25 protein-coding genes, 1 tRNA gene, 1 pseudogene and 1 riboswitch are annotated in these 23,465 nt (G+C 39.2%); of the genes and pseudogenes, 17 read left to right on the top strand and 10 right to left on the bottom strand.

The window, feature by feature from the left end; translation table 11 throughout:
• Position 1 precedes the first annotated feature (1 nt).
• The gene (locus tag B7E07_RS16960; RefSeq protein WP_080847754.1) at positions 2–463 is read left to right on the top strand and encodes an SMI1/KNR4 family protein; all 462 of its coding nucleotides are present in this window, start codon (positions 2–4) and stop codon (positions 461–463) included.
• A 65-nt stretch (positions 464–528) separates the two neighbouring features.
• Here B7E07_RS16960 and B7E07_RS16955 read toward each other — a convergent pair whose 3' ends face one another.
• Together B7E07_RS16955 and B7E07_RS16950 are read right to left on the bottom strand one after the other, a co-directional pair.
• Positions 529–780, bottom strand: a complete 252-nt coding sequence (locus B7E07_RS16955; RefSeq protein ID WP_257391482.1) for a YuzF family protein — start codon at positions 778–780, stop codon at positions 529–531.
• 212 nt (positions 781–992) lie between these two features.
• A complete protein-coding gene (locus B7E07_RS16950; protein ID WP_257391481.1) occupies positions 993–1,250 on the bottom strand; it encodes a YuzF family protein in 258 nt (85 codons plus the stop codon).
• Between the two features lie 279 nt (positions 1,251–1,529).
• Here B7E07_RS16950 and B7E07_RS16945 point away from each other — a divergent pair, with 279 nt between their 5' ends.
• The 7 genes from B7E07_RS16945 (at position 1,530) to B7E07_RS16915 (ending at position 8,399) form a co-directional block, all read left to right on the top strand.
• A complete protein-coding gene (locus B7E07_RS16945) occupies positions 1,530–1,934 on the top strand; it encodes a CidA/LrgA family protein (RefSeq protein WP_080847753.1) in 405 nt (134 codons plus the stop codon).
• A complete protein-coding gene (locus B7E07_RS16940) occupies positions 1,912–2,595 on the top strand; it encodes an LrgB family protein (RefSeq protein WP_080847750.1) in 684 nt (227 codons plus the stop codon). The genes B7E07_RS16945 and B7E07_RS16940 overlap by 23 nt, the downstream gene beginning before the upstream one ends.
• A gap of 151 nt (positions 2,596–2,746) precedes the next feature.
• Positions 2,747–3,886 (top strand): sensor histidine kinase, encoded by a 1,140-nt coding sequence (locus B7E07_RS16935; RefSeq protein ID WP_080847748.1) that lies wholly within the window; start codon positions 2,747–2,749, stop codon positions 3,884–3,886.
• Positions 3,879–4,511, top strand: a complete 633-nt coding sequence (locus B7E07_RS16930) for a response regulator (RefSeq protein WP_080847746.1) — start codon at positions 3,879–3,881, stop codon at positions 4,509–4,511. Before B7E07_RS16935 ends, B7E07_RS16930 begins: the two co-directional genes overlap by 8 nt.
• 566 nt (positions 4,512–5,077) lie before the next feature.
• Positions 5,078–6,010 carry an ABC transporter ATP-binding protein gene (locus B7E07_RS16925; protein WP_080847745.1) on the top strand — a complete coding sequence of 311 codons (933 nt, stop codon included), beginning with the start codon at positions 5,078–5,080 and terminating at the stop codon, positions 6,008–6,010.
• A gap of 14 nt (positions 6,011–6,024) precedes the next feature.
• Entirely contained in the window at positions 6,025–7,299 is a 1,275-nt protein-coding gene (locus B7E07_RS16920; protein ID WP_080847743.1) for an ABC transporter permease, read from the top strand.
• Positions 7,296–8,399 carry an ABC transporter permease gene (locus B7E07_RS16915; protein ID WP_257391480.1) on the top strand — a complete coding sequence of 368 codons (1,104 nt, stop codon included), beginning with the start codon at positions 7,296–7,298 and terminating at the stop codon, positions 8,397–8,399. Before B7E07_RS16920 ends, B7E07_RS16915 begins: the two co-directional genes overlap by 4 nt.
• 47 nt (positions 8,400–8,446) lie before the next feature.
• Here B7E07_RS16915 and B7E07_RS16910 read toward each other — a convergent pair.
• A pseudogene (locus B7E07_RS16910) lies at positions 8,447–8,695 on the bottom strand (DUF5050 domain-containing protein); the annotation flags it as partial.
• A gap of 565 nt (positions 8,696–9,260) precedes the next feature.
• Here B7E07_RS16910 and B7E07_RS16905 point away from each other — a divergent pair.
• A tRNA-Gly gene (locus B7E07_RS16905) sits at positions 9,261–9,334 on the top strand.
• A 363-nt stretch (positions 9,335–9,697) separates the two neighbouring features.
• Here the strand turns inward: B7E07_RS16905 and B7E07_RS16900 are convergent.
• Positions 9,698–10,363, bottom strand: a complete 666-nt coding sequence (locus B7E07_RS16900; RefSeq protein ID WP_080847740.1) for a B3/B4 domain-containing protein — start codon at positions 10,361–10,363, stop codon at positions 9,698–9,700.
• Positions 10,364–10,449: 86 nt separating this feature from the next.
• On the opposite strand from B7E07_RS16900, the gene queG reads away from it, so the two are divergent.
• From queG to B7E07_RS16860, 8 genes are all read left to right on the top strand, one after another.
• Positions 10,450–11,577 carry a tRNA epoxyqueuosine(34) reductase QueG gene (queG, locus tag B7E07_RS16895; protein ID WP_080847738.1) on the top strand — a complete coding sequence of 376 codons (1,128 nt, stop codon included), beginning with the start codon at positions 10,450–10,452 and terminating at the stop codon, positions 11,575–11,577.
• 146 nt (positions 11,578–11,723) lie between these two features.
• Positions 11,724–12,596 (top strand): amidase domain-containing protein, encoded by an 873-nt coding sequence (locus B7E07_RS16890; RefSeq protein ID WP_080847735.1) that lies wholly within the window; start codon positions 11,724–11,726, stop codon positions 12,594–12,596.
• 69 nt (positions 12,597–12,665) lie between these two features.
• Positions 12,666–13,139 carry a tRNA (uridine(34)/cytosine(34)/5-carboxymethylaminomethyluridine(34)-2'-O)-methyltransferase TrmL gene (gene trmL, locus B7E07_RS16885; RefSeq protein ID WP_080847732.1) on the top strand — a complete coding sequence of 158 codons (474 nt, stop codon included), beginning with the start codon at positions 12,666–12,668 and terminating at the stop codon, positions 13,137–13,139.
• Between the two features lie 76 nt (positions 13,140–13,215).
• The gene (gene nfsA, locus B7E07_RS16880; protein WP_080847730.1) at positions 13,216–13,965 is read left to right on the top strand and encodes an oxygen-insensitive NADPH nitroreductase; all 750 of its coding nucleotides are present in this window, start codon (positions 13,216–13,218) and stop codon (positions 13,963–13,965) included.
• A 964-nt stretch (positions 13,966–14,929) separates the two neighbouring features.
• Complete coding sequence (locus B7E07_RS16875) at positions 14,930–16,825, top strand: PrkA family serine protein kinase (protein WP_080847727.1); 1,896 nt, start codon at positions 14,930–14,932, stop codon at positions 16,823–16,825.
• A 55-nt stretch (positions 16,826–16,880) separates the two neighbouring features.
• Positions 16,881–17,069, top strand: a complete 189-nt coding sequence (locus tag B7E07_RS16870; RefSeq protein WP_080847725.1) for a hypothetical protein — start codon at positions 16,881–16,883, stop codon at positions 17,067–17,069.
• A gap of 334 nt (positions 17,070–17,403) precedes the next feature.
• Positions 17,404–18,576 (top strand): sporulation protein YhbH, encoded by a 1,173-nt coding sequence (gene yhbH, locus B7E07_RS16865; RefSeq protein WP_080847720.1) that lies wholly within the window; start codon positions 17,404–17,406, stop codon positions 18,574–18,576.
• Positions 18,577–18,752: 176 nt separating this feature from the next.
• Positions 18,753–19,268 carry a DUF421 domain-containing protein gene (locus B7E07_RS16860; RefSeq protein WP_080847716.1) on the top strand — a complete coding sequence of 172 codons (516 nt, stop codon included), beginning with the start codon at positions 18,753–18,755 and terminating at the stop codon, positions 19,266–19,268.
• Positions 19,269–19,390: 122 nt separating this feature from the next.
• Here the strand turns inward: B7E07_RS16860 and B7E07_RS16855 are convergent, their stop codons facing one another.
• From B7E07_RS16855 to B7E07_RS16830, 6 genes are all read right to left on the bottom strand, one after another.
• Positions 19,391–20,428, bottom strand: coding sequence for a DUF3231 family protein (locus tag B7E07_RS16855; RefSeq protein WP_257391479.1), 1,038 nt, complete (start codon positions 20,426–20,428; stop codon positions 19,391–19,393).
• A 359-nt stretch (positions 20,429–20,787) separates the two neighbouring features.
• The gene (locus tag B7E07_RS16850; RefSeq protein WP_080847713.1) at positions 20,788–21,141 is read right to left on the bottom strand and encodes a hypothetical protein; all 354 of its coding nucleotides are present in this window, start codon (positions 21,139–21,141) and stop codon (positions 20,788–20,790) included.
• A gap of 118 nt (positions 21,142–21,259) precedes the next feature.
• Positions 21,260–21,559, bottom strand: a complete 300-nt coding sequence (locus B7E07_RS16845) for a DUF2642 domain-containing protein (RefSeq protein WP_176215230.1) — start codon at positions 21,557–21,559, stop codon at positions 21,260–21,262.
• A 59-nt stretch (positions 21,560–21,618) separates the two neighbouring features.
• Positions 21,619–21,984 (bottom strand): response regulator, encoded by a 366-nt coding sequence (locus B7E07_RS16840; protein ID WP_080847708.1) that lies wholly within the window; start codon positions 21,982–21,984, stop codon positions 21,619–21,621.
• Positions 21,985–22,019: 35 nt separating this feature from the next.
• A riboswitch (cyclic di-GMP riboswitch) is annotated at positions 22,020–22,105 on the bottom strand.
• A gap of 127 nt (positions 22,106–22,232) precedes the next feature.
• Positions 22,233–22,907, bottom strand: a complete 675-nt coding sequence (locus B7E07_RS16835; protein WP_080847706.1) for an SOS response-associated peptidase — start codon at positions 22,905–22,907, stop codon at positions 22,233–22,235.
• A 58-nt stretch (positions 22,908–22,965) separates the two neighbouring features.
• Positions 22,966–23,427: a GNAT family N-acetyltransferase gene (locus B7E07_RS16830; RefSeq protein WP_080847704.1), complete on the bottom strand. Its 462-nt coding sequence runs from the start codon at positions 23,425–23,427 to the stop codon at positions 22,966–22,968.
• Positions 23,428–23,465 lie beyond the last annotated feature (38 nt).

Here is a 23,465-nt window from a genome sequence, read left to right as displayed (position 1 = left end):
TATGATAAGAAACGTATGGAGTTACCGGAATGAAAGCTTGCCAGCGTTAACACCGGAAAAGGTGCAGGAAGCAGAAGTTAAACTAGGAGTAAAATTGCCGAAATCTTATATTGAACTATGCAGCATTCAAAATGGCGGCTATCTGGAGTATGATGCCTTTCCCACACTTGTTCCAACAAGCTGGGCTGACGATCATGTTTCAGTTGATCACATTAGAGGCGTTAATGAAGATGGGATTCTGGACAACCAATACTATATAGACGAATGGGGACTTCCAAATCATATCGTTCTGTTATGCGGAGACGGCCATTCATGGGTTGCGCTGGATTATAGAGAAACAAAAGAAAATCCACCAATTATATACGTAGATGCAGAATACACAGATGAAATATTTATACTTGAACTCGCCTCTGATTTTGAATCATTGATTAATGGTTTATTTATTTATGAACACAATGAGTAAATGCAAAAAGGACCAATTAGGTCCTTTTTATAAATAAGATAAATTTCCTATAGAATAGAAATCTATTAACGAGTCGTATCCGGCATAATCCAAACCACTTCACAAAGGCGAACAAAAAACGTTGAATCGTGCTCTTGAAGGGCAATATGATCTGGTTTAACATCGATTACACTACCTGAAATTCTTCCTCTAGATGTTTCAATAACAGCTCTTTTTCCAACTAGGGAGCTTGCTGCATTATACACAAATGGCTCCACTACGATTACTTGTTCAGGCTGCTGCATCATGTTCATAGGCTGCATGTTTTGACGGTACATATTTTCATCTCCTCAGATTTTTTCTTGTTTTATAAGGGATAATAGGATAAATTCACTGTGAATAAATTTAATTGCAAGTGAATCTCTGTCTAGCTGCAGCGCCTAGCCCCTCGAGGTCATAAGCCAATCTGTCCAGAAGGTTAAAGAACAACCTTCTAGCCATCTCGTCTTATGCTTGTCGGGGCTGAGCAAGGCGCTTCCGCTTTTCTTGTTTATTCGGGCATAATCCATACAATTTCACAAAGGCGGATAAAGAAGGTTGATTCAGCTTCTTGAATGGCGATGTGATCAAGCTTTGCATCAAGAACTGTACCTGATACGCTGCCTCGGGATGTTTCTACAACTGCACGTTTTCCAACTAAAGAACTGATCGCTGCGTAAACATAAGGTTCAACAACAATGACTTGCTTCGGCTGCATTGATGCTTCCATCTGTCTTGGGTAAACCATCTGTGTATAAGGGTTGTTCACTTGGGATCCTCCATCATCGTCTTATTTATTATGAATACATTGACAACATATTCAGCTTCAAGGGTATTTGCCCTGGTTATATACCTATATTTGTTAGGGACCTTTATAGGAGAATGAACTAAAATACTTGTAAATATTTAAGGAGGTCATTGATACAACTATTTATAGGCTGTAAAATAGGTATCATTTAAGAAAGAAGTCTTTTCTATTAAAATACCTAACTGTAGGTATTTCTTTGTTTATGCGAACTTTTTTAAAATCGTTAAGTTATATGGAAGGATGAAAACTGTGAAAAATGCAGTGTTTTTTTTAGGGCAAATCTTGATTCTTTGGCTGATTTATATTTGCTCTCAGTATGCCGTTTCGTTATTGCACTTGCCGATCCCCGGCAGTGTGTTGGGAATGCTGCTTTTATATTTTGCTTTATCCAAGAAAATCATCTCTTTAAAATTAATTGAAAAAGGTGCATTGTTTTTAACAAAACATCTGACCTTCTTGTTTTTGCCTTTTGTGATCGGGCTGATGTCTTATGGAGATTTAATCAAAGCGAGCGGAATTCAGCTGCTTGTTATGATTGTGGCAAGTACGCTAATTGGCATGATTGCTACAGGTGCTGCATCGCAGTTTTTATCAAAAAAAGAGAGGGAGGTTGTGAAGGAGCATGAACACTCTGACGCTGTTTAGTTTATGTCTGACTGCTGTAGTATACATAGCAGCAAGAAAATTCGCGAAGAAATTTCCATCTCCAATAACGATTCCTCTTGTAACAGCATCTGCGTTTATGATTATTTTTTTCTTATTATTTGATATTTCGTATGATCAATATGGGACATCCAAAAGCATCATAACCTATATGCTTGGACCAGCAACAGTAGCACTCGCTGTTCCAATGTATATGCACCGGGAGATCATCAGTGAGAAGTTTTGGAATGTCTTCTGTGGAATCCTGATCGGTACATGTACGACTATCCTTGCTGCAGTCAGTCTTTCAAAGATGCTAAATCTTTCTGAGACCATTCAAACAGCCTCAGCTGTTAAGGCCATTACGACGCCAGTTGCGATAGATACAGTAAAAATTTTAGATGGAGATCCTACCTTAGCGGCTACCTTTGTTGTTGCTTCTGGAATCATTGGAGCTATAATGGGCTCGACTATATTAAATTTTTTCCGTATTCATGATCCGCTTGCACGGGGTCTCGGAATTGGGACAGTCTCGCATGGAATTGGAACAAGTCAGGCGTTGAATGAGGGCAGTCTTCAAGGTGCTGCTGCGAGTGTGGCGATGAGTGTTGCTGCCATTATAACATCCATTTTGCTGCCGCTGGTTTATCGTATGTTTGTATAATTCCTTTAAGCTTTCAATTTGTCTGCATATGTCTGACGGATTGGAAGCTTTTTTACGGAGATGTTTTTTCATTTGCAATTAAGAGAGTGCTTTAGCCATTCATTACGAGTATAATTATGGTAAATAATATGACAATTTTGGGAGCCTATAGATGAAAAAAACGTATTTAATTTGGTTAGCCTTTCACTGCATTGTCTGGATTTTTACCTTCATTGACTTATACCCGTTCTTAAATGAATGGCAAATTGGCAGTGTTTCTTTCTTTTTGCTGCTGGTATTTATTTTGCCTCTCTTTAAGGACAGGGAATGGCTGCAGACTGCTATTTTTTGTGTGCAAGGTGTTTTAAGTGTATTTATTTTCTACCCTGATGGTGATGGGTTTCCCCGGTATATGCTCCTAATACAAATATTAATTATGGCTGAAGCTGTCTTTTACTTATCGCGTCTAAAAAGTATTCTTATTATTGCGATTATAAGCGGGGGAGAGTACTTTACATTTTTACAGACACAGCTTACTGCAGGAAGTTTTGCTTGGTATGGCCTCATTTATTTGCTTGTAATTTGTGCTCTCCTTTATTATCAAACATTACATAGAAAAGTTTCGGAAGTGCAGGAGAGAAACGATGCCCTGCAGCATGAATATCGCAGAATGAAAAGACTGCTTGTTACAGAGGAAGAGCAGACAAGAAAAGATGAGAGAATGCAAATTGGTCATGAAATTCATGATTCAGTTGGGCATAAACTAACAGCGCTTGTCATGCAATTTGAAGTGTTTCGGTTAAGTGCGGAAGAAAAGGATAAAGAGAAAATTGCCGCATTAAAGGAGCTTGCACAGCAGAGTCTGGAAGAGACGAGAAGAGCTGTCCGATCCTTCAAAGACAGAGAAGTCGGAGGGCTGCAAGGTGTCATTCGGCTGATCCGCAAATTGGAATTAGAAAGCTTTATGAAAATAAATTTCATTGTAAAACATGGCGCCTTTGCTGCTCCGCTAACAGGAGAACAATCCTTTGCCATATACCGGGCTGTGCAGGAAGGTCTTACAAATATTATGAAGCATGCACATACAAAGGATGCACAGGTGTTATTTGAATCACCAGGCGGAAGCATTTTCCGCTTTGAGGTATCAAATGCCACTGCAGAGAAAGTGTATTTTGAAGAAGGCTATGGCTTAAAGGCCATGAGAGACCGTCTTGAGAAAGTCGGAGGTATATTAGAAGTAGTAAACAATGAAAGAGAATTTATGATAAGAGGCGTTATTCGATTGACTGATCGGAGTGGGAGAAATGATTAAAGTAATGTTGGCAGAAGATCAAGTGATGGTTCGGCAAGGGTTAAAGGCCATGATTGAAACGGATCCGGAAGTGAAAGTAAAAGGAGAAGCTGGGAACGGGAAGGAAGCAGTCGAGTTATGCGAAAAACATCATTTTGATGTAGCGATCCTGGATATCCGCATGCCTGAGATGGATGGAATTGAGGCAGCAAAAATTCTTAGGATGAGATTCCCGCATATGAAAATTTTAATGCTCACAACTTTTGATGACGAACAGTATGTAATGGATGCCTTAAAACTAGGCGTCAGCGGCTATATGCTTAAAAATGGAGATACAGAATCACTGCTGAGAGCCATTAAAGACTCAGTAAAAGGCGCCCTTTCACTGGAAGGGCAGGTTGCGGCCAAAGTCGTGCCTGCACTGCTGCAGAATGAACAGGATCAATCCGTACATCCGGATTTAACACCAAGAGAAAGAGGCATCTTAAAATGCATTGGCGAAGGCTTAAACAATAAGGAGATTGCCGATCGTTTAGGATTATCTGTTGGCACGGTTAAAAATCAGATCAGTCATATATTGGATAAATTAGAACTAAGAGACCGGACACAGCTGGCGATTTATGCGATTCGAAGCAGGCTTGTATGAGTTAGTTGTATTTTGGTGAGTTAGGTGCTTGTAGGGGTGTGTTTGATAGGAAACTGAAGATTTTTGATAGGAAAGCGGGTTTGTTTGATAGGAAAATGAAAAATTTTGATAGGAAAGCGGGTTTGATTGATAGGAAATGAAAATTTTTAATAGGAAGGCGGTTTTGTTTGATAGGAAACTGAAAATTTCTGATAGGAAACTAAATTTGTTTGATAGGAAACGCAAATTGTTTGATAGGAAACCGAATTTGTTTGCTCGGAAGCGAAAAATTTTTATTAGAAACCAATTAATACTCGACTGAAAACCAGAAAATCGGACGAATTTTATAAAAAGCCTATGATTAACAAAATTTTTGGCTGGAAAACACAAAATTATACTCTGCACTTCGGCAAAACGAGTTGCGAAAAAGAAAAAATGACTAAAGTAACAATGTCCTTTTCCTTGAATGACTAGGGTCAGTATTGACGCTGGTTTTTTTATTTTATACTTAGAAATATCAAGAGCAGTAAGGCTGCTGTGCCAATTGGTGCCAGTACTTTTCAGAGCCAAAAAAAGGAGGAAGTTAGATGCTTGAGACGGTTGATTTAAGCAAATCATTTAAAGGAAATAAAGCCGTGCAAAACGTTAATTTATATTTAGATCAGGGTGAATCAGTCGGTTTATTAGGTCCAAACGGAGCCGGGAAGTCAACAACTATTTCAATGATGTCTACATTATTAAAGCCGACCAGCGGTGAGATTAAATTAAATGGGGTCAATACGCTTGGTAAACCAGATGAACTTCGCAAGGTATTAGGCGTTGTTCCACAGGAAATTGCCTTATATCAGGAGCTTTCCGCTTATGAAAATTTACGCTTTTTCGGCTCCATTTATAATTTGAAAGGGCAGAAGCTGGAGAATCGAATTCAGGATGCTCTTGAAATGGTTGGGCTGAAGGATCGCCAAAAAGGAATCGTCAAAACTTTTTCGGGCGGCATGAAGCGCAGAATTAACATTGCGGCGGCACTTCTGCATGAGCCGGAAATTCTCATTCTTGATGAACCAACCGTAGGAATTGACCCTCAATCACGGAACCACATCTTAGAAACGGTCAAAAATCTGAATAAAGAGAAGGGCACTACTATTCTATATACAAGTCATTACATGGAGGAAGTTGAACAGCTCTGTGACCGACTGTACATTATGGATCATGGTGCCGTCATTGCTGCTGGAACAAAACTTGAGTTACTCAGTATTTTATCTTCAGAGGATACAAACAAAGTAGAGTTGAACCATTTAGATGAATCGTTTATTGAGGAAGTAAAGGAAATGGAAGGAATCAGCAAGGTCGAAGCCTCAAATCTGCAATTGAAAATTATTGCGAAAAAGGGCACCAACCTTATTAGCAATCTCGTTCATCTCGCTGAGAAACATCATCTGCAGATCGTTAATTTCCATACAGAAACACCAAGCCTTGAGGATGTCTTTTTACATTTAACTGGGCGCACTTTAAGAGACTAGGAGGGAGGGGCATAATGAGTCATTTTATTAAAAAAGATTTGTTAATTTTCTGGCGTGATCGCAAGGAAACACTTATTGCACTGCTGCTCCCGATTTTACTTATTATCGTGTTGAATTTTGCTCTTTCTGGGGTTATGAGTGACGATGAAGATAATCAATTGGATTTACAATTGGGAATTGTGAATCAGGACGAACAAGAGGAAGCCATGACGGTTTTACAGGAAAAGCTGGTCAATGAGGCATCTTTTACAGAAGCGAATGCTCTAGCTGTTTCAGAAAATATGTATGCATTGCAGCCTGTGGATCAATTGTTTACCTATTTTAATAGTGAAGAAATAAAAGACTTTGTGACTGTTCAGAAATTGGATGAGGATGAAGCCAATCAAAGAGTTGAGGATGGCGAACTGGACGGTATTCTTGTGATACCTGACGGGTATACAGCAGAAACACTATATTCTTCGATCACAGGCGAAGCTCCGGCAGCCCAATTGCGTTATAAACTGGAAAACAATACAAATGAAAATAACATTTTATTTAATGTAATTGATGGGTTTATCGATCAACTGAATTATCAGTTTGCACTATCAAAGGTTGAAGGGTCTGAAAACGCCATTGTGCATGCGCCGCAAGGAGGGGTTGAGACAGTTGAGACTCATACACCCTTTACACTTACTGTTGCACAATATTATGCAGTAACCATGGGGGCGCTTTTTGCTTTGTTTTTAGCAGCAACAGTCGCGATCAAAACGGGTGAAGAAATCAGACAGCAGGTTGTGAATCGAATATATATATCGAATGCACATCCAACACAATTTTTAATGGGGAAGATGGTCTCAACCTTTTGTTTAGCTTGGATTCAGCTATTATTCGTGCTTCTCACCTCCAATTTCCTATTAGATGTGTTTCCTGACCGTTCTGCTTCATTTTGGGCAGGTTTAATGTTCATCATTACGTTAATAGCTTTGTCCATTGCCGGCCTATCTGCCGCTTTTACTTCCGTTTCATTAAGAGTGAAAAATATTGATGCTGCAAATGGTTTATTTATGTTTGTGGTGATCGTATTAGGAGCAATTGGGGGCGGCTTTGTTCCAGTCTATATTCTGCCAAACTGGCTTCAGCAAATTGGGGAATGGACACCAAATGGCCTCGCGCTAGTCATCTATACAGATTGGGTGCAAAATGAATCAGTATCTTCTATTTTACTCCCTGGTCTGCTGCTTATAGGATTCTTTCTTTTGCTTGTCATTATTGGAATCCTGCTGTATCCGAAAAGGGGGAATGCGAAATGATGAGATCTGTTATATGGGCGCAATTTGCAAAGGATCGGCGAGTGCCCTTATTCTTAATTTTATTAATAGCAGGCAGTGTATTGGCCACCATCATTTTTACAGGCGGTGCTAACTCCCCCTCTTCTTTTGTCATTTATAGTGAAGAAGCAAATGCTGATCAAATCGAAAAGAAATGGGAGAAGCTGTTGAATACTGACGGCTCTTTGGAATTCACCATTGCCGATTCGGTGCTGGTAAAAGCAGATTTGGAAGAAGGTAATATTGAATCTGCTGTAAAGTTAATGGAGAATGACTATAAGATCATCACGAGTGATGAAATAACAGATGTTTCATATATGCAGCAGCATGTTCATTCCGTGTTTCAGAGAGAAGCGGAGATCAGTGCAATTACAGACTTAGAAGGAAATGAACTGACAAGAGATGATATAGAAAAGTACTTGCAAGCAGGCCCGGTTCAAATGGAAAAGGTCGGGCTTAATAATGAAGAGATGACAGACTATAACATGAGAACACAGTTAATGTTTGCTTTTACTCTTCTAATTGCCACCTTTATCCTTGGCTTTAGAGTAAATAATGTAACACATGATAAAGTATCCGGTGTTTGGGACCGTATGATTCTTGCACCGATCAGCAAAACCAAAATGTATACAGGGTACATCTTATATAGTTTCTTTATCTCCATGTTTCAGATTGTTGCCGTACTATTATTGTTTAAATACGTGCTGAAGTATGATCTTGGAAATCAGTTTTGGCTGATCATACTCGCATCTGCTCTGTTTGTATTCAGCATGATCAGCATTGCTATGCTGATTACTGGCTTTGTAAAAACACCAGAACAGTTTTATGCGATTTATCCATCCATCATACCGCTAATTCCTCTGATTAGTGGATCCTACATGATGCCAGGAACGATTTCTAATCCAGTACTGCTGTTTGTCGCGGATCTATTCCCGATGGCCCATGCAATGGATGCCATCATGAATGTAATCTTTTATGATGCTGGGTTAGCTGACATAACGATGTCATTGCTAATCATGCTTTTAATCGGGATTGTCGGAATGGGATTAGGGATTAATTTGGTTGAGCGGAGAAGCAGGTGATTTATTGAAAAAATCGGGAGGGCATTATGTGCCATCCCGTTTTCTATTTAATTCGTTTTAAAGGAAGCTTGTTTATTTGTTTTTTTATTCGTATAGTATAGCTTGTTTTGATCGATGAAAAGATCAATTGAATGTACTTTATTAAAAGGTTTAGCGTGATTGCCTGCTAGTGTTGCTTTATGCAAATATCCGCCATTTGAATAGTTGCTGAAGTAAATCTTGTTGTGCGTGATGACAAAATAAGGTGCTCTTGCAATGATCAGCTTCGTTTTGCCTGTACCATCCTTTTTCATGCGGTAGAGCTTGTCCTGTCCTGATCTTTACTGTTAGAGTAATAGAAATAGTCTCCTGTTTCTTGCATGAGGTGTATACGGGCTGTCAGAAACCGTTCCATTCTGATACTTTGTCCAGTCATAAGCTGTACTAAAACAAAATAATGAGTATTACAGTCTATTATTAGTAGTAATTAAGGGGAGTAATAGGTTGAAAACACCAGGCTGATGGAAGTTGTTATTGTAAAACTTTTATAAATTGTTGTGGGTTTATTAAGATTTAATTAAACATTTGTTAAAGAAAAATGAAAAACCTGTTGACGATAGAGGATAAATATACTAGAATAATAAAAGTAGTCAGCGGGAATATTCGACAAAATTCGATAGATTTTGCAGTTCTGTTAATCAGTTTAATGCATATTTTTATAGTAATGCGGGTGTAGTTTAGTGGTAAAACCTCAGCCACGAGCGAAGCATCCATGAAACAACTACGAGTTGCCTCGACGCATTAGCTTCTCGAATAAGCTGGCAGAGAAAGAGGCATGACTTTTCGTGAGATCGAAGTTCGATTATCAAAATTTATTATAATGCGGGTGTAGTTTAGTGGTAAAACCTCAGCCTTCCAAGCTGATGATGAGGGTTCGATTCCCTTCACCCGCTCCATACATAGCCAACGCAGTGTTCCGTTTCTATAAGAACGAAATGTTGCGTTTTTTCATGTTCAAAAAGTGTTTTCATTTAATGTGAGGCCATTTTGGCTGGAGAAGGGTTCTGTTTTAGGCGATATATGCTCAGAAGCTGCGGAAATGTGCTGTCAAAAGAAAGTTATCCGCCGTCAGAAAAATATATCCGCCATTTTCAGGCATTTATCCGCCGTTAAAATTTTTTATCCGCCGTTAAAAAATATATCCGCCAAAAACCCCCATTTATCCGCCAAACACAAAACCATCACTTATTTCATCTCTCCGCACACAGAAAAAACGCCCGCCTGCACAACAAGCAGCAGACGGACGCGCATCTTCCATACTAATCAATCATGCGGACCTTACCAGTACCCCCATGCACTTGAAGAAACATATCCTTCAAAGAGACAGTCATTTCTTCGGCTTCTTCCATCGCAATAGATGGGCGATGAAAGACAATCTGCAGCGCATTCACGGTTTCTTCTGTGACAGCCGTGCGTTCTGAATCCACGAATGGGCTGCCAAATGGACCAGATTCATCGGCTGCGACAAGTAACCGGTGGACAGAGTTTTCTCTTCCGTTTAAACCGATATAGGATTCATTCTCTTCACCAAGTCGAATTTGGACTGGACCAGAAAGCTTGTCTGCATCATAAATTCCGATTGGTACTTGATATTTTAACGAAAAGAAATTATTCAAATCAATCGCACTATGTACAGACTGCAGATAATTTTGCTTTAGTACTCGTCTGTAAAGTGCTTCAGCGGAATGCCGATAGCGGTTAGGATCCTTTCCGCAAGCTTTAAAAATCTGACGCCATTCCTGAATTGCTTCGATCTCGGTGACTTTTTTATCCTCATAATCAAAATAAAGAGACTCCTGAAATAATTGCAAACGGCCCTTTACCATTTGCGGAGATTGGTCAACTTGAATATCATGGTATGTAATCACGCCGATTTTAAATTGAGGAATTAATGTGCTCAATTCAGGTGAAATGTTAATTTCCAATGTTTCCACCTCCAAAATAGATTAGAAATAGTTTATCATAAGAATAATGATTTTTTCATTAAAAGGTTAGTGAGTTGGTGTACTGCATGAAAGTAGAAGAATTAAAACAAGATATTATTCAATACAGCAAGTCAATCGGGATTGATAAAATCGGCTTTACAACAGCCGATACCTTTACTGGTCTAAAAAATATATTAATGAAGCAAATTGAACTGAATTATCACTCCGGCTTTGAAGAGCCTGATCTGGATAAAAGAGTTACACCGGCATTGCTTTTGGATCAACCCCAATCGATCATTTCCATTGCTCTCGCTTATCCTTCAAAAATGAGGGAACGGGTTGCAGGGAAAAAAGGGGAAAGAAGGGGCATCTTCTGCCGCGCGTCTTGGGGAGAAGATTATCACCATATTTTACGCAATCGTCTTCAGCAGCTGCAGAACTATATCGCTGAAAAAGTGCCGGATGCACGATTTAAATTTATGGTCGACACGGGTGAGCTTGTCGATCGGGCAGTTGCTGAAAGAGCGGGAATCGGCTGGACTGGGAAGAATTGTTCCATCATTACACCAGAATTCGGCTCCTATGTATATTTAGGGGAAATCATTTCAAACATTCCATTTGCACCGGATAAGCCGATTGAGGATCGCTGCGGTACGTGCACGAAATGTATGGATGCCTGTCCGACTGGAGCCTTGGTGAATCCCGGTCAGCTTAATGCTCAGCGCTGCATTGCTTTTTTAACACAAACAAAAGGCTTTATGCCGGATGAATTTCGGGAAGAATTGGGCAATCGCATCTATGGCTGTGATACATGCCAAACCGTTTGTCCTGAAAATAAAGGCAAAGATTTTCATTTTCACCCTGAAATGGAGCCTAATTCAGAAGACGTGAAGCCACTGTTAAAGCCCATTTTAAAAATGAGCAACAAGGAGTTTAAGCAGAGGTTTGGCCGCATGTCCGGCTCATGGCGCGGAAAGAAACCAATTCAGCGTAATGCCATTCTTGCCTTAGCTCATTTTAAAGATGAAACAGCCGTTGATGATCTGAGTGACTTGATGTTTACAGATCCACGTCCTGTCATACGCGGCACAAGTGCATGGGCGCTAGGAAAGATTGGCGGAGAAAAGGCGAAGCAGGAATTAGAGAAGGCCCTAACAACCGAGCAGGATCCGGAAGCTTTGGAAGAAATCCAAAAAGGACTTTCTTTCTTATAAAATTTTTTGATAGTGTTTAGCTTCTAAAGGTCATGGAGCTGCAGGCTTTTAAATATTTTAATTGGGATGAGAGGCTTGTCCTCTCATTTTTTTATTGTGAAAATGACTTTTCCTTCATAAGTATAAGGGGAAGGGAGAGATGCGCAGTGAGAGACCAATTAAAGAAACATTTAGAGAATATGGTTGGGTTATATGTATCATCTGAAAGGCTCTCTAATTCATCCGATTCAAAAGTTGAACGTAAGATAGGCGGCCTGCAGCTACGGAATGCTGAAATCGTTAAAGCGAAAGCAACAGGAGCGATTATAAAAAAAGAACAAGGAGAAAATGAAACAGAGCTTGTGCGATATCGTGCTCATTTCCAATACTTAATTAAACAAAAATCCTCCTTATATATAGAAGAAGAGATAGAAGAGCGGGAGGCTGAGTTTTATAAAGGTGTGCTTGTTGATGATAAAGAAATTGAGCCGGATTATCAAAAGCAAAGCATGCTGAATGATCTTCAAGAGATCGGAGAAGCTGAAGTAAGACTAAAATTTCATTATAATCGTTTGAAGGCCGTTCAATACGCTGAAACCTGGTGGAACAGCTATAATCCCGCGTTTAAAAGCTTCGATGTTGATTGTACAAATTATATTTCCCAATGTCTGCATGCGGGCGGTGCGCCGATGAGAGGCTATCCGAATAGAGGAAAAGGCTGGTGGATGCAAAACAATAATTGGAGCTACAGCTGGACGGTAGCAAATGCCATGCGCTGGCATTTACCTGGCTCAAATGCAGGTCTTCAGGCGAAGGAAGTAGCATCGCCAGAGCAACTGCTTCCTGGAGATGTCATCTGTTATGACTTTCAGGGAGATGGCCGTTTTGATCATACTACCATTGTGACAGAAAAAGACGCTGATGGAATGCCGCTCGTTAATGCTCATACCACAAATAGCCGTATGCGCTATTGGGCATATGAGGATTCCACTGCTTATACACCGAACATAAAATATAAGTTTTTTTCCATAAACGATTAGAACTAGAAGTTTAAAATTTTTCATTCAAAGTGATATAATGAATCAGACATATTTTTAGAGGTGAAAGACATGGCACTACATATTGTACTCTATCAGCCAGAAATCCCCGCAAACACCGGCAATATTGCCCGTACTTGTGCAGCAACTGACACAACACTGCATCTAATTCGTCCACTTGGCTTTTCAACTGACGATAAAATGCTGAAGCGTGCAGGACTTGATTACTGGGAATTTGTGAATATTATTTATCATGATTCATTAGATGACTTTTATAAACAAAATGAGGGCGGAGAGTTCTTTTATTTAACTAAGTTTGGCACACAGCCACATTCGACATTTGATTATAGTGATCAAAACAAAGATTACTTTTTTATTTTCGGCAAGGAAACAACAGGTCTTCCAAAGGATGTTATCGAAAGCAACAAAGATCGTGCCCTGCGCATTCCGATGAATAATAATGTCCGCTCGCTGAATTTATCGAATACAGCTGCGATTCTTATTTATGAAGCGCTAAGACAGCAAGACTATATTCATTTAAAATAGACCTGAGCAATTTGTTCAGGTCTTGTTTTATCCTTTTTCGCGGAAATTCTTACTAAAAAAGAGAGGAACATGACCCATGAATGAAACAATTAAATTACTTCAAAATCACAGCTCTGTTCGCTTTTTTGAAGACAAGCCATTATCTGACGAACAAATTAAAGCCATTGTTGCATCTGCACAGGCAGCTTCAACTTCCAGTTTTATTCAGGCGTATTCCATCATTGGAGTAACAGATCAAGAGAAGAAAGACCAGCTTGCTGCTCTAGCTGGCGGCCAGGAATATGTAGCAAAAAATGGTCACTTTTTTGTGTTTTGCGCTGATCTACATCGGCATGAGCTCATTGGGGAGCTCGAAAAGAAGGATGTTTTGCCATCTATTGAAAGCACGGAAAAATTCATGGTTGCTCTGATTGATGCAGCTTTAGCAGCACAAAATGCTGCGATTGCAGCCGAGTCCATGGGTCTTGGCATCTGCTATATTGGCGGCATCCGCAATAATTTGGAAGCTGTATCAGCACTCTTGAAAACACCAAAACGCGTTATTCCGCTATTCGGCCTGACGGTAGGCTATCCGCAAAAAGAAAATGAGCAGAAGCCGCGTCTTCCTTTTGAACACATTTACCATGAAAATGAATATAACCAAGACACTGAAGCCTATAAAAAACAGCTTTCTTTATATGATGAGATCATTTCTAAATACTATCAGGAGCGGACAGATGGAAATAGATCTGACACGTGGACAGGCCAGATGGCTCAAATGCTTGAAAAACAAACAAGAATGTATATGAAGGAATTTGTGAAAAAGCAGGGGTTTGATTTGAAATAGTGTATATTCGGAGACCTGAGCCTGTGACATGCGGAATCAGGTCTTTTGATTTCGGTAACTGGAATGTGAAGGTGTTTGAAAATGGTATAATCGCGCTTGGTAAAACATAACAAAGAAAATAGAGTAACTTGTTGGTAGATGGAGGGGGGGGAATAGCTTAAATACACCTTTGAAATCCAGTGATAGGTATATAGAGTCGCGGAAACAGCAGAAACACCCCACTTAAATCCAGGAAATGGTAAATAGAGTCGCAAAAACAGTGGAAACACCCCACTAAAAACCAGTAATTGGCAAGTAGTGTGGTGAAAAGAGAGGAAACACCCCACTAAAAACCAGTAATTGGTAAATAGTGTCGCGAAAAGAAAGGAACCCCCCACTAAAATCCAGCATATGGTAAATGTTGTCGTGAAACCAGCTGAAACACACGTCTGAAATCCGGAATCTGGTAAATGGTGTAACAAAAGCAGCGAAAACACACCCCTGTGATCCAGTAATCCGTAAATGAAGTACAATCAAACTGCTACCACCGTACTTGTATAATCCAAAAAAATGAGTACCGAAACTCAAAATAAAAAACTGCTGGCAGCACGCCAGCAGTTTTTTATTTTTTATTAATGCCTGGTTTATCGTCGTAGCCTGCTGTGAAAATAGCAACAAGGAAAGCAGCCATGACACCAAGAATAATAATTGTACCCATGTTATGTATCCTCCTTTTTCTGAAACATTCCACAAGCATATAAGCTTATTATATCCTATTGTAAGAAAACTGTGAATGTCATGAGTGAAAAAATTGTAAGTGTTTACTTGATCTTCAAGAAGAAGTTATCATTCTTTATAAATAGCACCATTATGTGAATATTGTAAAAATTACCTTCTGAAACTATCCCTTGTTCGCGCATGTTCGATAAACATGGAGCATAGAGTATATTAATCGTCTCTGATAATGTGACAGGGGGAGGTCCATATGGATATTCTAAAAAAAATTGAGATGTATCGCCACGAAGAGGAAAAGCTGAAATGGGAAGGGACTTTCGGTGAGTATTTAGAAATTATAAAAGAAAAGCCATGGGTTGCCCAGTCCGCACATTCACGTGTTTATAATATGATTAAAGACGCGGGAATTGACGATGTAAAAGGGCAGAAAAAATATCAATTTTTCAGTGACCAGTTGTTTGGACTTGAGGAATCGCTGGAAAGGCTTGTAGAAGAATATTTCCATCCTGCTGCCAAACGGCTGGATGTCCGCAAACGGATTCTATTGCTGATGGGACCTGTAAGCGGCGGTAAATCGACTTTAGTGACTATGCTAAAGCGGGGTTTAGAAGCCTATTCCCATTCAGAGCGGGGAGCAGTCTTTGCTATTAAAGGGTGCCCAATGCACGAAGATCCCCTGCATTTAATTCCGCATCATTTACGCAAGGATTTCCTTGATGAATATGGAATCCGTATTGAAGGAAACTTATCGCCTCTTAATATGATGAGGCTTGAGGAAGAGTATGGCGGGAAAATTGAAGATGTTATGATTGAAAGAGTCATCTTTTCAGAAGATCGTCGTGTTGGAATTGGAACATTCAGCCCATCAGATCCAAAATCACAGGATATCGCTGATTTAACAGGCAGCATTGATTTTTCGACGATTGCAGAATATGGATCTGAATCTGATCCGCGTGCGTACCGTTTTGATGGAGAACTGAATAAAGCAAACCGAGGCATGATGGAATTCCAGGAGATGCTGAAATGTGACGAAAAATTCCTGTGGCATCTATTATCACTCACGCAAGAAGGAAACTTCAAGGCGGGACGATTTGCCCTCATTTCTGCTGACGAGTTAATCGTGGCACATACAAATGAAACGGAATATCGCTCATTTATCTCTAATAAAAAGAACGAGGCATTGCATTCAAGAATTATCGTTATGCCGATTCCATATAACTTAAAGGTAACGGAAGAAGAAAAAATATATGAAAAGATGATCCGGGAAAGTGATGTAGCTGATGTGCATATTGCGCCGCATACTTTAAAGGTCGCTGCTATGTTTACGATTTTAACGAGACTAAAGGACCCGAAAAAAGGGGACATTGATTTAGTTAAAAAGATGCGACTCTATGATGGTGAAAATGTGGAAGGCTATAACACTGCAGATGTCGAGGAATTGAAAAAAGAACATAATGATGAAGGAATGAGCGGCATTGATCCGCGTTATGTGATCAATCGAATCTCTTCTACTATCATCCGGAAAAATATTACGTCTATTAATGCTCTTGATGTCCTTCGCTCTTTAAAAGAAGGACTTGATCAGCACCCTTCGATTACAGCAGAGCAAAAGGAAAGGTACTTAAACTTTATTTCGCTTGCCAGAAAAGAATATGATGATATTGCGAAGAAGGAAGTTCAGAAAGCATTTGTGTATTCATATGAAGAATCTGCAAAAACATTGATGGAAAACTACCTTGATAATGTGGAAGCATATTGCAATAAGGTAAAGCTCCGTGACCCGCTGACTGGAGAAGAAATTAATCCAGACGAAAAACTGATGCGGTCGATTGAAGAGCAAATTGGCATTTCGGAAAATGCGAAGAAGGCATTCCGAGAAGAAATTCTTATCAGAATCTCGGCTTATGCCCGCAAAGGAAAGCGATTTGATTATAATTCACATGATCGTCTTCGGGAAGCGATCCAGAAAAAGCTCTTCGCTGATCTTAAAGATGTCGTTAAGATTACGACCTCTTCAAAAACGCCTGATGAACAGCAGCTGAAAAAGGTAAATGAGGTTGTAGCCCGCCTTATTGATGAACATGGCTATAATTCATCTTCTGCAAATGAACTTCTCAAATATGTGGGGAGCTTATTAAATCGATAAACGCTCATGTTTGAGGCTGTCCGCCACAAGGGTAAAGAAAACCTGAGGTGATAGCATGAAAAAGTATGAGCTTGATAAAAACTTTAAACCCCGCAATAGTTCAATGGCTGAAAATGTGGAAGAAATGAAAAACCTCGGAAATCAAATGGAGAATCTGCGCACAAATAAAGAATTAAAGGAAGATCAAAAGATTCCTGACCCTGTCCAATATAAAGATACAGATAAAAACCTTCGCCGATCGTAAGCGAAGGTTTTATTTTCCCTAAAATAATTGAGCTGAAATTAGGCTTGTCCAAAACAAATTTTCATGTACTATTGTCGAAATAATTTGTAAATTATTTTGTCTCATTGCATATGATAAAGTAATACACCATTTTTTAAATGGAAAAAAACTAGAGCCGTTATTACTTCATCCCTTGAAAAGATATTTCCAAATTGACACTCGGAATATAGTATGTCAGCAGATACGAAATGTGCATGAACAATAAAGAAATTTTTCAGTCTTGCAATAACAAATGTGAGTAAGAAGATCTGTGAAGCTTATTATTTTTAGGCTAGTTTATAAGGAGGGAGTATACGTGAACGAGACAAATAAACATCAGTTTGTGATTTCCCAGGAAGATTGGACCCTCCATCGCAAAGGCCATGATGATCAGCAGCGACATCAGGACAGAGTCCAGGATGCGATTCGCAATAACTTACCTGATTTGATCACCGAAGAAAATATTGTCATGTCGAATGGAAGGGAAGTCGTCAAAATCCCGATTAGATCTTTGGACGAATATAAAATCCGCTATAACTATGATAAGAATAAGCATGTTGGTCAAGGTGACGGTGAAAGCAAAATTGGCGATGTTGTGGCCCGTGATGGATCTCAGAGACAAAAAGGTCCAGGCAAAGGTCAAGGTGCAGGAGACCAGGCGGGAGAGGATTATTTTGAAGCAGAAGTTTCCATGATGGAAATTGAAGAGGCCCTGTTCCAGCATTTAGAACTGCCTAACTTGAAGAAAAAGCAAAACCAAGAACAGCTAGTTGAAAACATTGAATTTAATGATATCCGCAAAACCGGTTTAATGGGCAATATTGATAAAAAAAGAACGATGATGACGGCCTTCAAACGAAATGCGATGGCAGGTAAAGCATCCTTCCACCCAATATATCAGGAAGATTTAAAGTTCAAAACCTGGAATGAGGTTGTCAAACCAGAATCAAAGGCCGTTGTGCTCGCGATGATGGATACGAGCGGATCGATGGGCATCTGGGAGAAGTATATGGCGAGAAGCTTCTTTTTCTGGATGACCCGTTTTCTGCGCACAAAATATGAAACAGTTGAAATCGAATTTATCGCCCACCATACAGAGGCAAAAGTGGTCTCCGAGGAAGACTTTTTCTCGAAAGGGGAAAGCGGGGGAACCATTTGTTCATCTGTTTATCGAAAAGCACTTGAACTTATTGACACTAAATATGATCCAGCACAATTCAACATCTATCCTTTTCACTTCTCAGACGGTGACAATCTTACCTCAGACAATGCCCGCTGCGTCAAACTCGTCGAAGAACTCATCAAGAAATCCAATATGTTCGGCTATGGGGAAGTCAACCAATATAATCGTCATTCCACCCTTATGTCCGCCTACAAAAACATTAAAAACGAACATTTTCGCCATTATATTTTAAAGCAAAAAGCGGATGTGTTTCATGCGATGAAGGCATTCTTTAGTAATAATGATGAAAATAAGAAGTACGCTTAGGAAGACTCGAAGTGAAGTCTCATAAATAATAAACCCGGCAGATCTACAGTCTGCCGGGTTTCGTATTCTTTTTTTTCAGTCATGAAATACCTCGCTTAAAATAGGGTACAGAAAATAAAGGAGAAGGACATTTTACTGGACAAACTTTTGACATTTATAGATTTAAGGGGGATACGATGTTTTTTGATGATTGGGCAACGATTGGACGGACGATTTTAATTGGTGTATTAGCATATGCCGGGCTCGTCTTGTTCTTAAGAGTTTCAGGAAAACGCACACTTTCAAAAATGAACGCTTTTGACTTGGTTGTTACGGTGGCACTTGGATCAACATTAGCAACGATCCTTTTAAGCAAGGATGTCGCTTTAGCGGAGGGACTTACGGCGTTCTTTATATTAATTGCACTGCAGTATTTTATTGCTTTCTTTTCGGTGCGCTCAGGCAGAGTAAGCAATATGATTAAGTCTAATCCCCAATTTTTATACCGTGAAGGCTGCTATTTCTATGATGTTATGAAGCGGAAAAGGGTGCTTAAAGTAGAAATTCTTCAGGCAGCCAGGTCAAACGGTATTCGTTCGATGGGTCAAGTTGAAGCGGTCGTGCTAGAAACGGATGGAAGCATTTCCGTTATCCAAAAAACAGATCAAGCTGGAGAGTCTACGCTTGAGAATGTAAAAGACCGGAAAGGCTAATCTCCTTGATTTATATAACAAGCAGCCTTCCTTGATGAAATGTGGAAGGCTGTTAAAGTTTTTCTCGTTAAAGTATGTGCATAGGTATAATGAGAATGCTGTATAGATTAAATGATTGAACGTCATGTTCGATCATAAGCCTTAGGCGGTGATTCCATCCAGCCATGATCAATGAGAATGTTCGCGCCATCATCGACAAATAATCCAACATTCATTAAATTTCTTCCATACATAAGGGCAATATCTCTACGTCCGTTAACAGCTATGGAGTTTGCAAATGATCTCAGTTTAATTGAGAACATGTCCACCTTATGAAATAGCATAATTTTATCAGAAAAAGGCGGATAGGTTGATGGGGCAACAAGATGATCAAGATGGGCTGGTGACTGCAGGCTTTCAACATGCAGTTTCTCCATAAACTGTTTTACAGATTTTTCGGTCATGTCTAACCCGCGTTTAAACAAAGCTTTAATTTTATCATCTCTGACCACCTGGTAGAAACCTAGTAATAGTGTCTTGCTTGTTGTGTTATTTTCAATATTATCGTAAAGATGAGCGATTTCTAACGCATGAAGGGGCCGAACATCACCTATAAAACCTGCTAAGTAATTTTGTTTCTGAATAAAGTCGTTGCTATCCGGAATGGGAATAATAGGCGGCTTTGCTATTAACTTTTTTTCAGATAATACCGTATTAATCTGATCTACAAGTACCATGGCACATTTATTGCAATAAGTAAAAAATTCATTTATATCTTTCCTCATGATTAAAGGGATCGCTACAGCATAAATGCTCATTCCGGCTTTGATAGCATATTTCAGGTAGTGTACATAAAAAGTGTCATCATATAGCCTCGGTGCACCGAGGTTAACATCTTCTTCTGTAAATCCTCGCGGGATTGGAAAATGACTTTTCTTAAAAAAATATTCGATCCGCTCCATGAAATCCTTCGTCAAAGCAATTCCATTTTCCAGCAGAATTTTTATATGTTCATCGTCACAATGCTGAAGAAAATAAGTAAGGATCTGCTGAGACATGCTGTTGCCTGTGTATGTAGCCCAAAGTTTTCCCAATTCAACGGCTGTTAAAGGTTGATTTTCATTTAAAGAGTCTGAACTTAATTGAATAGGTTTTAATACATCCATTGGATTTAAATCCATCAGTAATCACCTTTTGTACATTTTTTTTTAGGATTACCTTGAAATGTTTATTTATGCCTGTGTATTATTTAGTTTTTCTACTCGCTTATGCTGGCAAAATTGGCTTGTGATTTTGTATAAGAAATGAATAGAAGAAGGACTGTTAAACAGGAATGAAGTGGAGGAAGAGATAACGGTTTTTCTTATTTTTGGAACATAGTGAAATGGAGCACAGGACACTCGACTCAAGTGCGAAGAGGGGGGGAGACCCGACGAATTTCCGTGAGGCTGAAGTCTTGCTCCCTGCGGAAAGCGAGTGTCTGATGCGCAATAGAACGATCTTGTAAAAAAATTTAAGTTTTATCTTGCTCGCTTTATCCTTATGATCCCCCAAGCTTCCAAGCTGGTATTAGCGAATGGAACTTAAAGAAGTAGCTCATAACCACATGGATAACCGTGTATAGCGCCAAGGTTGTCATGTATGTAATGAGCCAAACATGAATGGGCTCTCTAAGAAATAGAAAAAGCAGAGTCATACCCACTGGAAAAGGAACAAGTACGATTAACCAAATGGGTGCGCCAAGTGCTTCGGTTATAGAGCCTAGTGAAACGACGGAAGCACCAATGATGATTGCTGCTATAATTGTGATACCGTTATTTAGAAGCAAGCTTCCAATAAAATAGGATGAAGCAGTAAGAAAGATCGCTAGAAGAAAGTTATAAAAATAAGTCATTTAATCACCTCGCTAATAGTAATATGTAAATTTTACCACATGGAACTAAGCAGATATGTTTAGATTTTGTAAAAATACACACAAAAAAAGAGCCCTTGCAGACTCTCTCATACAGCTATTACGGTTTTCCGACAAAATAAGTGATATGCTGAAACCGTATATGATAGTTCAAATTATTAATGGTCAGTTGAATGTGATCAATGGCAACTCCAGTTAATGTGCCTTCCAACTTTTCGTTAATTGTTACTACCTTAATTTTTTTCCCCATATTCATAAGCAAGTGATCTAAAAAAACAGGTTCTGTACTCATCGTTGAGTTAGGGGATAACTGATTCATAATGGCTGGAAGGTTGCTCGAATATTTATAATGACCGGGCGGAACGCTTTCAGTTTGATTTCTGAACACATAAGGATTCAAATTGGATTCCTCCTTTTTCATTACTTTATGAAAAGAGGAGGATGTACTGTGCCTGGAAGTCACTCTAATTTTATTACTTTATCTAATGCTGGCAGAAGTTCATTAAAAAAAGGTTTGACGATAAAGTCTTTAGCTCCATTTTGCAAAGCTTCAATAATAATTTTGGATTGGCCCATTGCCGAACAAATGATTACATTCGCACGAGAATCAATTTGTTTGATCTCTTTTAACGCAGTCATTCCGTTTATCCCATCCATTGTTAAGTCGAGCAGCACAATATCAGGTGACATCTTTTTAAATAACGTAATGGCTTCTTTTCCATTTGCAGCTTCTCCAATAACAGTGAAACGATCACTTGAGATCGTTTTTTTGAGAAGCTGGCGCATAAACATTGAGTCGTCAGCAATTAATACTTTATAATGCATCTTTTCTCTTACTCCTTTTTTACAAGATCAGTCATCTTGGTAACCCGGCTGCCTTAGCACATAGTGCCTTAGGTCCGTGGCTTTGCGTCTTTTACTTTCGTAAAATTTGCCATTATAGGTATTTTATCATGTGTTTACTGTTTCGACAATTTGCGACTTTTTCCTTATTAAGAAAATTTGCACAGAATTTTTTATATGGTTAATAGTGACGGTCATAAAAAATGGCGTCTTTCGACAGCCATTCATGTTCAGCATAAAGCTTTGGTGATTTCAATAGAATTATTCTTCGGGGAGTTCACTTCTTCTGATACTTTAAAAGCATCCATATCCTTTTCATCATAAGAGACAAGCAGCTTGTTTAGTTCAGCGGTATTCCTGTTACGTGGGTTTAGCCATGTCTTTTCATTTTCAGGCTTAAGAATAACAGGCATCCGTTCATGAATCTCCTTCATAAAAGGATTTGAGGCTGTAGTAATGATGGTGCAAGAAAAAATAGGCGTTCCTTCAGGAGAGATCCAGCGTTCCCAAAGGCCACACATGGCAAATAAGTTATCTGACTTTAATTTTATTCTCATGGGTACTTTTGCCGTGTTCGTTTTTTTCCATTCATAAAAGGAATCGGCAATGATAAGGCAGCGGCGTTTTTCGTAAGCCGTTCGAAAGCTTTGTTTCTCTGTCAGGGTTTCGGCGCGGGCGTTCATCATTTTATAGCCAATTTTCTTATCTTTTGCCCAAGGAGGAATCAGTCCCCATTTTAAATAGCCCAGCCGATTTTTTTCCCCGTCGTTAATAACAGCCAGCACTTCCTGAGATGGGGCAATATTATAGCTTTGTATGTACTGTTCTTCATCAATGGCTGCTTCAATATCAAAGCGCTCGATGATTTCCTCATAATCGGAAAATAAGGTGAATCTGCCGCACATGTATATCCACGCTCCTAATCGTTAAATTAGCCATTTTAAGGGTTGTATGATTGATTCTTTATTTTGGATAATAAATGAGAGGCTCTGTAAGTTCTTCGTATTCGTTTCGTTTATAAAATTTGATCGCTTCATCACTTGGCCACACAAGCACAAACTCATATTTATTTTCCTTGGTCCAATCATGTATTGCATGTAAAAGTTTGCTGCCAATCCCCTTTTGCCGATATTCTGGAAGTGTATAAACATTCGTCATAAAGGCGAAAGGGTACGTGATTCTCCCTGGACGTGGAACCTTATGGATACATTCAATATAAATGTGTGAAACAATTTTCCCCTGATTCTCTGCAACCCAAATAAACCATTGCTGATTTTGGAGTGCTCCTTCTAAAAAGGAGCGGCATTCCATCTCAAACTCCTGAAAGGATGCCCTTTTTTTGCTTTCATCATGTTCAATAGTAAAGTCCCATCTCATTTGTATTAACTGTTTGATATCGTTTGCTTTAGCAAGTCTGATGATCATTTTATTCTCCTTTCTCGTTTAAAATTTTATTCTACAAA

It is taken from the genome of Cytobacillus gottheilii (genome assembly GCF_900166665.1).
In the GTDB taxonomy this organism is placed as follows: domain Bacteria; phylum Bacillota; class Bacilli; order Bacillales; family Cytobacillaceae; genus Cytobacillus; species Cytobacillus gottheilii_A.
This window is presented reverse-complemented; position numbering and strand designations above follow the sequence as displayed.